The sequence below is a fragment of the Microbulbifer sp. HZ11 genome (assembly GCF_000708675.1).
Lineage (GTDB): Bacteria > Pseudomonadota > Gammaproteobacteria > Pseudomonadales > Cellvibrionaceae > Microbulbifer.
The window spans coordinates 1,122,568-1,133,453 of sequence record NZ_JELR01000002.1 but is presented as its reverse complement, the minus strand read 5'-3'; the positions used below and the strand labels follow the sequence as shown (position 1 = coordinate 1,133,453).

Annotated in this window: 7 protein-coding genes and 2 tRNA genes; 7 read left to right on the top strand and 2 right to left on the bottom strand. The window is 60.7% G+C overall.

From position 1 onward, the window contains the following. Positions 1–63 precede the first annotated feature (63 nt). A tRNA-Leu gene (locus AU11_RS12410) sits at positions 64–150 on the bottom strand. 236 nt (positions 151–386) lie between these two features. Between AU11_RS12410 and ppc the strand changes: the two genes are divergently transcribed. After that, positions 387–3,044: a phosphoenolpyruvate carboxylase gene (ppc, locus tag AU11_RS12405; protein ID WP_043319664.1), complete on the top strand. Its 2,658-nt coding sequence runs from the start codon at positions 387–389 to the stop codon at positions 3,042–3,044. 244 nt (positions 3,045–3,288) lie between these two features. Here the strand turns inward: ppc and AU11_RS12400 are convergent. Next, positions 3,289–3,375: transfer RNA gene (locus AU11_RS12400), tRNA-Leu, on the bottom strand. Between the two features lie 361 nt (positions 3,376–3,736). Here AU11_RS12400 and rnr point away from each other — a divergent pair. The 6 genes from rnr to rplI all read left to right on the top strand — a co-directional run bounded on the left by rnr (position 3,737) and on the right by rplI (position 10,742). Further along, positions 3,737–6,673, top strand: coding sequence for a ribonuclease R (gene rnr, locus AU11_RS12390; RefSeq protein ID WP_081848094.1), 2,937 nt, complete (start codon positions 3,737–3,739; stop codon positions 6,671–6,673). Beyond that, on the top strand, positions 6,670–7,425 hold the full coding sequence (gene rlmB / locus AU11_RS12385; RefSeq protein ID WP_043319662.1) for a 23S rRNA (guanosine(2251)-2'-O)-methyltransferase RlmB: 756 nt from the start codon (positions 6,670–6,672) through the stop codon (positions 7,423–7,425). Before rnr ends, rlmB begins: the two co-directional genes overlap by 4 nt. Positions 7,426–8,673: 1,248 nt before the next feature. Further along, the gene (gene rpsF, locus AU11_RS12380; protein ID WP_043319661.1) at positions 8,674–9,123 is read left to right on the top strand and encodes a 30S ribosomal protein S6; all 450 of its coding nucleotides are present in this window, start codon (positions 8,674–8,676) and stop codon (positions 9,121–9,123) included. Positions 9,124–9,135: 12 nt separating this feature from the next. Continuing rightward, entirely contained in the window at positions 9,136–9,366 is a 231-nt protein-coding gene (rpsR, locus tag AU11_RS12375) for a 30S ribosomal protein S18 (RefSeq protein WP_010133305.1), read from the top strand. Between the two features lie 46 nt (positions 9,367–9,412). Continuing rightward, positions 9,413–10,261 (top strand): hypothetical protein, encoded by an 849-nt coding sequence (locus tag AU11_RS12370; RefSeq protein WP_043319660.1) that lies wholly within the window; start codon positions 9,413–9,415, stop codon positions 10,259–10,261. A gap of 34 nt (positions 10,262–10,295) precedes the next feature. Next, positions 10,296–10,742: a 50S ribosomal protein L9 gene (gene rplI / locus AU11_RS12365; RefSeq protein ID WP_043319659.1), complete on the top strand. Its 447-nt coding sequence runs from the start codon at positions 10,296–10,298 to the stop codon at positions 10,740–10,742. Positions 10,743–10,886: the final 144 nt, after the last annotated feature.

Genomic DNA, 10,886 nt, shown 5'->3' with positions numbered 1-10,886 from the left:
GGGGCTGCGGGCTCCGCAAAATAAAAAGGCCGACTCGTAAGAGTCGGCCTTTTTGCGTAAAGATGGTGCCCAGGAGAAGACTTGAACTTCCACGACCGTAAGGCCACTAGCACCTGAAGCTAGCGCGTCTACCAATTCCGCCACCTGGGCAAGCAGCGCTGTGCGCTGTTGAGGTTGCGCACTATAGCCATTTTCAGCGGCGTGTCAATTGTCCAATGTGACTGATAAAACCGCTGGAGAGTCCGCACCGTAAATTACCGTGGTCGCTTGTTTTATAAGCAATATTTTTGTAGTTTTTTTACAGGAATCCGGTTGCGGGCATCAAAATCGGGCCGGAAATATGTGAAAATGGCGCCCATAAGTAATCCAGAAGGGGGAATAAATCCGTGGATCAAGATCAGAATGCACCCTTGAGGGAAGATGTTCGCCTGTTGGGCGAAGAGCTTGGAACCGTATTGCGCGGGCAGGCCGGCGACGCATTGTTCGATACCGTGGAGACTATTCGCCAGGTCGCGGTGGAGAGTCGTGGTCACGGTGAGATGCCTGTAGGTAAACTACGGGAGCTGTTGGACCCGTTAGATGACGCGACACTCCTGGAGGTGGCGCGCGCCTTCAGTCAGTTCCTGAATCTGGCAAATATCGCCGAGCAGCGCCACCGCGAGCGCCTGCGCCGACAGCACGAACGCTTCCCGGGTGATCCGGATACCGACCGTGGCCTGCGTCAGGTACTGGAAGAGCTGAAAAAGGCCAAGGTGGATCCGGCAGAGATTCGTCAGGTGCTCTCCGATCTCTCTGTGGAGCTGGTACTCACCGCTCATCCCACCGAGGTCACCCGCCGAACCCTGATCCGCAAATACGACCAGATGGCCGACCTGCTGACCGGTCTTGATCGTCCGGACTGCACCCCGGAAGAGGCGGAGCGCCTGCGGCGCCTGTTGCGCGAGCAGATCCTGTCTGCCTGGTGTACCGATGAAATCCGCCGCGAGCGCCCGACCCCGGTCGACGAGGCCAAGTGGGGTTTTGCCACCATTGAGCAGTCTCTGTGGGAAGCGGTGCCCCAGGGCATGCGCGAGATAGAGAGCGAGCTGGCACTGGCGGGGTTGGATCCGCTGCCGGCGGACTGGGTGCCGATCCGCTTTGCCTCATGGATGGGGGGCGACCGCGACGGCAACCCGAATGTGACCGCCAAGGTGACCCGTCAGGTGCTGACCCTGGCCCGCTGGATGGCCGCCGACCTGTATCTGCGGGATGTGGAAAACCTACTTGCCGATCTGTCGATGCACCGCGCCAGCGACGAGCTGCTGGCCCGCACCGGCCCCAGTCAGGAACCCTATCGCCTGCTGCTGCGGGAGCTGCGAGATCGACTGCGTAACACCCGCGCACTGATGGAAGCTCGTGTAAACGGGGCTGCCGAGCCGGAAGGAGCGGTGTACACCACCGGCAGCGAGCTGTACCAGGAATTGAGTCTGATTGACCGTTCCCTGCGCGAAGTAGGCCTAGCCGCAATCGCCGACGGCCAGTTGAAAGATACGCTGCGTCGCCTCAACGGTTTCGGGATCACCCTGCTGAAGTTGGATATCCGCCAGGAGTCCACCCGCCACGCCATGGTGATCGACGCCATCACCCGCTTCCTGGACCTCGGCAGCTACGCCGAGTGGGGCGAAAAGGTGAAGCAGAAGTTCCTGCTGGCGGAGCTGGAAAGCCGTCGTCCGCTGATCAACGGCGCCTTCTATCGCAGCGAATTCTGTACCGACGAAGTGCGCGAAGTGCTGGATACCTGCAAGGTGATCGCCGAGCAGGGTCCGGAAGGTCTCGGTGCCTACGTGATCTCCATGGCCCGCACCTCGTCCGATGTGCTGGCGGTGATGCTGCTGCAGAAAATTGCCGGTGTGCGTGAGCCCATGCGCGTGGTGCCGTTGTTCGAGACTCTGGACGACCTGAACAACGCCTTCGATACCATGAGCGCGCTGCTGGAAATCCCCTTCTACCGCGAGCGGGTCAAGGGTGGTCAGGAGGTGATGATTGGCTACTCCGACTCCGCCAAGGATGCCGGTTTCCTCGGCGCCGCCTGGGCCCAGTTCCGCGCCCAAGAGGCACTGACCGGCATCTTCAAAGAGCACCGTATACCGCTGACCCTGTTCCACGGCCGCGGTGGCTCCATCTCCCGCGGTGGCTCGCCCACCCGCATGGCGTTGATGTCCCAGCCTCCGGGCTCTGTGGCCGGCCGCATTCGTGTGACCGAGCAGGGCGAAATGATCCGCTTCAAATACGGCCGCCCCTCCGTGGCCGCCTACAACCTGGAGCAGTACATCGCTGCGACCCTGGAGGCGACTCTGTTGCCACCGGCGGAGCCGCGTCCGGAGTGGCGCGCAGAAATGGATCGCCTGACCCAGGCCTCCGTGCGCGCCTACCGCGAAGTGGTGCGGGATGACCCGGCACTGGTGTCATACTTGCGCACCGTCACCCCGGAAACCGAACTGAGCCGTCTGGCCCTGGGCAGCCGTCCCGCGCGCCGCAAGCCCGGTGGTGGTGTGGAAACCCTGCGCGCCATTCCGTGGGTATTCGCCTGGACCCAGATGCGCCTGATGCTGCCCGCCTGGCTCGGCACCGGCGCAGCCCTGGAAACCGGACTGGAAAATGCCCCGGACACCCTGCGCGCCATGAGTGAGCAGTGGCCTTTCTTCCAGACCGTGGTGGATATGCTGGAAATGGTATTGGCCAAATCCGACCCCCGCGTCGCCCTCTGGTACGAAGAGCGCCTCACGGACGATGCCGAACTGCAGCGCCTGGGCGTCGAACTGCGCAGCCGCCTCGCTCGCACCGTTGCCGCACTGAGCGAGCTGACCGGACGTGAAAGCCTGCTGGATAACAACCCGGTAATGCGCTGGTCCATCCGCGTGCGCGATCCATACACCGATCCCCTGCACCTGCTGCAGGCGGAACTGATGGCGCGTCTGCGCACCCGCGAAGAAGATCCGGTGCTGGAAAGCGCTCTGATGGTGACGATTGCGGGTATTGCGGCGGGTATGCGGAATACGGGGTAAGCCTTCGAGCTGGCTCGGTGGCGGTGACGCTGCCGGGCGTGGCTTTGCGAGACACGCCGTGAACCCATCCATGGGGGCTCTTCCGCGAGGTCCCTCTCGCAGAAGGTCTCGCAAAGCCACGCCCGGCATCGCCACCTTCGTCCGCACAGCAGCGTATCCTCCAAACTAAATTGGGATGCCGTTCGTAGTCAGGGGGTAAAACAAAAAGGGGCCGACTCTTGCGAGTCGGCCCCTTTTTTAAAGATGGTGCCCAGGAGAAGACTTGAACTTCCACGACCGTAAGGCCACTAGCACCTGAAGCTAGCGCGTCTACCAATTCCGCCACCTGGGCAATTCAACGGTGTGCTCCGTTGAGGACGCGCACTATAGTGATTCCCCCCGGGGGTGTCAACGCTTTTAGGGCGCAGTTGTTGTCAAATTTTGTCAGCCAATCAACAGCTTGCGTGTCTTTTCCGTGCCTTTCCTGGGCGCAAAGCGTAAATCAACGCGGGAATCAGGTCGTAAATCGCTTATACTCGCGTCAATGTGCAACAAAACCAGTGGCCAAAGCCACTTCTGGCACTCGCCACTCCAACCGCTCGCCCCGGCTTTTGCCAACCCAAATAGCCCGGGCCTGACCGTTGCACCCATTCACACCCCCTGCGCCGGACGAACCCCGGGGCTGCGCGGACCGCGCGGTCAATTGCAGAACAATGGAAGCAGTTTTGAATCAGGAAAAAGACAACCCCTCCGCCACTGAAAAAGACCCTCACGCCGAGCGCGAAGCGGAGAAGTACGAAAAACCCGTTCCCAGTCGCGAGTTTCTGCTCGACCTGCTGGAACAGCAACCGGGCCCGGTAGCCTGGGAGGCGGTGGCCGATCTTCTGTCCATCGATGACGAAGACCGCCGCGAGGGCGTGCGCCGTCGCCTGATCGCCATGAGCCGTGACGGTCAGATCGCCAGCAATCGTGCCGGGGACTTCGGCGTGCTTGACAAAATGAGCCTGGTGCGTGGCCGCGTGATCGGTCACCGGGATGGCTTTGGCTTTGTCTCCCCCGGCGATGGCAGCGACGACCTGTTCCTGTCCCACCGCCAGATGCGCAAGGTTTTCGATGGCGACGAGGTGCTGGTGCGGGAAACCCCCGGCGGCTTCCGCGGTAAGCGCGAAGGCGCGGTGGTGCGGGTGATCAAACACAATACCCAGCAGCTGGCCGGACGCCTATATCGCGAAGACGGCATCTGTTTTGTGCGGCCGGACAATCCCCGCCTCACCCTCGACGTACTGGTGCCCGAAGGCAAGTGTGCCGATGCCCAGAGCGGCCAGTATGTGGTGGTGGATATCACCACTCAACCCGGTCGCAATAATCTGCCCCAGGGTGAAGTGGCGGAAGTGCTCGGTGATCACTTGGCGCCGGGTATGGAGATTGATGTCGCCATCCGCAACTACGGAATTCCCCACACCTGGCCCGCTGCGGTGCTCGCGCAGGTGGAGGGCATCGCCGACGAGGTACTGGAAGAAGACAAGACCGCGCGCATCGACCTGCGCCAGCTGCCGCTGGTCACCATTGACGGTGAAGACGCGCGGGACTTTGATGACGCGGTATTCTGCGAAGTGCTGCCGGACGGTAACTGGAAGCTGCTGGTGGCCATTGCCGACGTATCCCACTACGTGCAGGTAAATACGCCGCTGGATGTGGAGGCGCACCAGCGTGGCAACTCCGTGTACTTCCCGGATTTTGTCGTACCGATGTTGCCTGAGAAGCTCTCAAACGGCCTCTGCTCCCTGAACCCGGAAGTGGATCGCCTGTGTATGGTGTGCGAAATGCATATCGACCAGTCCGGCAATATCCAGAGCTACCAGTTCCTGGAGGGCGTGATGCGCAGCCACGCGCGCTTCACCTATACCCAGGTGGGGGAAATCGTTGCCGAGCGGGACGATCGCAACAGCGGTATTCGCAAGCAGTTTGCTGCGCTGACGCCGCACATCGACAACCTGCACGATCTGTACACCGCCCTGCGTGGAGCCCGCGACCGCCGCGGCGCCATCGACTTCGAGACTACCGAAACGCGGATTATTTTTGACGCCGCGCGCAAGATCGAGCGCATTGTGCCGGTGCAGCGCAACGACGCGCACAAGATGATCGAGGAGTGCATGCTTGCCGCCAACGTGTGTGCGGCGGAGCTAATGGAGCTGGCGGAGCTTCCGGCCCTGTACCGGGTGCACGATATTCCCAAGGCCGAACGTCTGGAGAACCTGCGTGAATACCTGGGCGAACTGGGTCTGCGTCTTGAAGGTGGCAGTGAGCCGCAGCCGAGTGATTACCAGGCGTTGCTCTCGCAGGTCGAAGGGCGTCCGGATTTTCACATCATCCAGACCATGCTGTTGCGCTCTATGAACCAGGCGGTGTACCAGCCGGAAAACCGCGGCCACTTCGGCCTGGATTACCGTGCCTATGCCCATTTCACTTCGCCGATTCGCCGCTATCCGGACCTGTTGTTGCATCGCGGACTGCGCTGGCTGATCCGCAACGGCAGCGCCAATCCGCCAGCGGTCGCAAAAAAGGTGCGTCAGGCACCCGGTGCCCGCGCGTTGGAGCGAGAAGAAATTCTGCCCTACAGCACCGTTGCCATGGTGGAGCTGGGTGAGCACTGCTCCATGACCGAGCGGCGCGCCGACGACGCTACCCGCGACGTTGTCAGCTGGCTCAAGTGCGAATATCTACAGGATCATGTGGGCGAGGTATATCGCGGTGTGATCAGCGCGGTGACCGGGTTTGGGCTCTTTGTGGAGTTGGACGACCTCTACGTGGAAGGCTTGATTCACGTCACCGCACTGCCCAAGGATTACTACCACTTTGAGCAAGCGCAGCAGCGCCTGGTCGGCGAACGCGCCGGTACCCGTTTCCACCTGGGTGATGGGGTCACCGTGCAGGTGGCGCGGGTGGATCTGGAAGAGCGCAAGGTGGATTTCACCTTTGTGGATTTGCACCCGCGCCCCAGTTACCAGACCCCGAAATACCGAAAGCCTAAAGCCGAAAAAAAGTCCGCCGGAAAAGGCGACAGCAAGAGAGAAAAGACATCCATGAGTGCCAGTAGTACCCAGAGCACTGCCCCCGACGCGCAAACGCAAGAGTCGGCGAAAGAAAAGCCCGCGAAAAAATCCCGCGCCGGCGAGGAATCAACCCAGGTCAGCGGCCGCGCCATGGAAATGGCGGTGGAGTTCCAGCAGGAGCGCAAGCGCCGGGGCAAATCCGATTTCAGTTCGGAGGAGCAGAAGGCCAATCCCTGGGGTGGTGGCCTGAAGAAAAAGGCTGCGGAGGATGGCGCAGACGAACCGCGCCCGATTCGCAAGCGCAAGGTAGGTAGCGATACCGCAGAAGTGGTGCCGCCCTCCAAAGAACGCCCGTCCGAACTGGAAGATGAGAATCCGGCCGGTGAAGATGCCGTCGGCGAAGAGGGTGCACCGAGAAAACGCAAGCCGAAGAAAACACCGCCGAGAAAAGGTGGCAAGCGCCCGGCGGTCGCCGCGCGCAAGGCCGCGCAGAAGGCCGATAAAGCGGAAGCCAAAAACCGCGCGGCGAAAAAGGCTGCAAAGAAAAAGCTCAAGAAAAAACTGGCGAAGAAGTCGGACGGGAAAAATAAGCGGTGACACAACAATTGGTATACGGCTTGCACGCGGTGCAGGCCCTGTTGAAGAGCTCGCCCCAGCAGGTGCAGGAATTGCTGCTCTTGCGCGGGCGCCGCGACCAGAAACTGCAGAAGATCATCCGCCAGGCGGAGCAGAACGAGATCACCATTCGCTATGTCGACCGCAAGGCGCTGGATGAAAAGGTCGGCGACGACGGCAATCATCAGGGTGCCCTGGCCATCTGCGCTGGTGACACCCGGGTCTATGACGAGCAATTCCTGAAGTCCCTGCTCAAAGAGCTGGATGGCAAGGGTGAGGCACCTTTCCTGCTGATCCTCGATGGTGTGACCGACCCACACAACCTCGGAGCCTGTCTGCGCTCGGCGGAGGCCGCCGGCGTACACGCGGTGATTGCACCCAAGGACAAAGCCGCAGGCCTGACGCCCACCGCGCGCAAGGTTGCCTGTGGTGCCGCTGAGGTATTGCCGTTTGTCACGGTCACTAATCTGGCGCGCACTTTGCAAATGCTGCAACAGGCGGGCGTGTGGATTTTCGGTGCGGCTGGCGAGGCCGATCAGGATCTGTATCAGTCATCCCTTACCGGACCAGTGGCGCTGGTGATGGGTGCAGAGGGTCCGGGCCTGCGCCGTCTGACCAGGGAAAATTGCGATCATCTGATCAAGATCCCCATGGCCGGTGAGGTCAGCAGTCTGAATGTTTCGGTGGCCACCGGTGTGTGCCTGTTTGAAGCGGTGCGCCAGCGGTCAGGCTAAGCCGCCAGGTCGGGTCGTTCAATCCGGTATATAAGAGCCGGCTGGATGTTCCAGTCGGCTTTTTTATGCCTTGCCCTTTGGGCGGGCAGGTGCTGGGGAGACGCGCAAGAGTGGGCCCATCAGCGTGGAAATGCGTGGCATCTTACCCGAGGGAGCCAGCGGCGGTATGGGGGATTTGGGTGCTCTGCTGGGATCCCTGCGGGGTAACAATACAGCAGCTACCGCCTCACCCAGCGCTTCGGTCTCGGGGTCAGTTACGTGTTTTGATCGGGTGAGGGGAAAAGAGAAAGGCAAAAAATGGAGGGGCTTGAGGGCCCCCCTACGGTGTTGTCCCGTTTGTTATTCTTCGGTCCCTGGAGATTATTGTTATTGTCACTGGGTATCGATTCTGGGTATTTATTCTTGGTTCGCTTCTTGGCTAGTGCCTTGGTCGTTGCCGCGGCTTATGTCTGTATAACGTTCTGGCGCCCAATCCCCTCAAGCCAATTTTCAATTATTTTTACAACCGGCTCGGCTGCTTTATCCAGCTCAGGTGAGGATTGCCCTGTGGGAATGTCGGCGCAATTTCGCGCACCTCGCCGTGCACCAGTTGTGCCAGGCGGCGCGTGGCGTTGATCGGAGCAAACGGGTCGCCGGAGATGCACAGCAGCGGCCGTTAGGGTAGCGGGGCTGCAGTGGGAATACTGCCCTCCGGGGCAAAGCGCCCTTTCAATATGCCGCTCCCCCCAATCACGCATCAGCGTGTCCGCTTCCCGGCCCCCCCGAGTGCCGGTGCGACCAGTGCCAGGGGGCTGTAGTGGGATTTGCCACCGGGGAGGAGCCGGGTGAAGGCGAAGATTCAAGGGCACGGTGAATCCACGAAGCTGGAGCGGGTGGACCTGCGACTGTAGATGACCGGGCTTGCCTACCTCCGGCGGATGGGCGTGATATTGGGATTGGTTGTGAGCTGGTGGACCGAAGTCCCCACTTTAGTCAAACCTTACCTGGGTCCGTTGACCGATTCGGCCGCTCTGGTTTACCGGTGGGGCGACTCAGACCTCTGAGTGAGTGGCCACTTACCGGCGCCCGTGGTCAGCCCGCGGTGGCCAACCCATTGTTCAACTTGCAACCACTTCCGTGGGCGCATAGAATACGCCGCCCGCGATAGCCCCGTTCGGTCAGCTGTTGCGTACTCCTTGCCTCACTGGGCGGCGGCGGTCCTGATACCGTGGCAAGCCGGGAGGCTGTGTTAACCCGTAAGGAGCTAAAATGCGTCATTACGAAATTGTATTCCTGGTTCACCCGGACCAGAGCGAGCAGGTCGCCGGCATGGTCGAGCGTTACACTGCGACCATCAAAGAAAGCGGTGGCGACGTTCACCGTCTGGAAGACTGGGGCCGCCGCCGTCTGGCTTACCCGATCAACAAGATCCACAAGGCTCACTACATTCTGATGAATGTTGAGTGTACTGAAGAAGCGCTGGCCGAACTGACCACCAACTTCAAGTACAACGATGCCGTGCTGCGCAATCTGGTGATCCGTGAAGACGAAGCCATCACCGAAGAAAGCCCAATCATGAAGGCCGAGAAAGAGTCCCGCGAGCGCAAAGCTGCGCGCGCAGAACGCTCTGAGCGTCGCGAGCGCACCGAACGTGAAGATTCTTCTTCCGAAGGCGCCGAGGAAGCTGCGTCTTCCGACACCACTGAAGACGAAGAGTAAGGGGATAGTCAGATGGCACGTTTTTTCCGTCGTCGTAAGTTCTGCCGTTTCACCGCCGAAGGCGTCAAGCGTATCGACTACAAAGATCTCGATACCCTGAAAGCCTACGTTTCTGAAACTGGCAAAATCGTACCGAGCCGTATCACTGGCACCAAAGCCAAGTATCAGCGTCAGCTGGCCACCGCGGTCAAGCGCGCGCGTTACATCGCGCTGCTGCCGTACACGGACAGCCACGAAGCCTAAGCTGCGCTTTGCTTCGTACGAATCGTTGTAAAAGAGAAGCTATCTAGTGCGCGCCATCGCTGAATTTGCCATGCGATCGCGCGTGCGTGCGGTGATCCTCACCCTGGTGGGTATCCCGTTGATCAGCCCCGCGGTGCTCGCACTGGTGGGGTTGCGCCGCGGTAATAGCGACGGCCTGTTTGTTCTGGCCTGGGCGCTGTTGCCGATTGTCGCCGCCGCTGGTGCCGGCTATATGTCGCCACTGATGGCCGGCATGGCCATTACCCACTTTGTGGGGGTGCTGGCCGGCGCAATGGTGCTGCGTACTACCCGCACCTGGAATTGGGCGCTGGTGGCGCTCACCGCCGTAACGGCAGCGGGCATCCTGGTTACCTCGCAGGTGACCGGGGGTGTGCTGGGGAACCTGATCGCTGCGGTCAATGAGGCCGCTGGCGGCGCCAGTACCCCAGAGGCCCAGCAGCTGAGCAAGGCATTTGCCAGCGAAGCGCAGGCCACCGGCTACCTGACCTGGGTATCGTTGATCAGCGCCATGCTGTCACTGTTGCTCGGTCGCTGGTGGCAGGCACTGTTGTACAACCCCGGGGGTTTGCGGGAAGAGATGCACGGGCTGCGAATGCCCCTGCCGATTGCCGCGGCCGGTATGCTGTTGTGGATTTACTGCCTCGTCAGCGAACACTTTGTGTTCTGGGGCGCGGTAGCCGCTTTCCCCATCATGGTGGCGGGCATCTGCCTGATCCACTGGCTGGTAGCCCAGAAGGGCTGGGGGCGCGGTCCACTGATCGCCATGTACGTTATGTTGGTGATCGCGGCGCTGCCGTTGGCTGGTTTCCTGTGTGGACTGGCCCTGATCGATAGCTGGATTGATATTCGCGCGCGCTCAAGCAATAAACGCTGAGCGGCGCACAAGAACTGAAACTGAGGGTTCCGAGATGGAAGTTATTCTGCTCGACAAAGTAGGCAAACTGGGCAACGTGGGCGACCGCGTTGAAGTCAAAGCCGGTTTCGGCCGCAACTTCCTGCTGCCTACCGGTAAAGCCGTACTGGCCAACGCAGCAAACGTTGCTGAGTTCGAAGCCAAGCGCGCTGAACTGGAAGCAGCTGCCGCTGCGAAAGTAAGCGAAGCTGAAAGCCGCGCTGCCAAACTGGCTGACCTGGTTGTGACCATCGCTGCCAATGCTGGTGACGAAGGCAAGCTGTTCGGCTCCATCGGCACACGCGACATCGCTGAAGCAATCACCGCTGCTGGCGTTGAAGTTGCCAAAGCGGAAGTGAAACTGCCGGAAGGTGCACTGCGCGAAGTGGGCGAGTACGACGTAGACGTACAGCTGCACGCCGACGTGATCAGCACCGTTAAGGTTGTTGTAGAAGCCGAATAAGCTTCTGCCGACGCTGAAACGCCTAGTGCGCTGGGTGGGAAACGGGATTGCCCGTTCCCGGTCCAGCCGCGCTACAATCAGGCGCTGGATTCTCTCTGTCGATCAATCGGTCGACACAGAGGGTCCAGCGCCTGATTTGTTTTT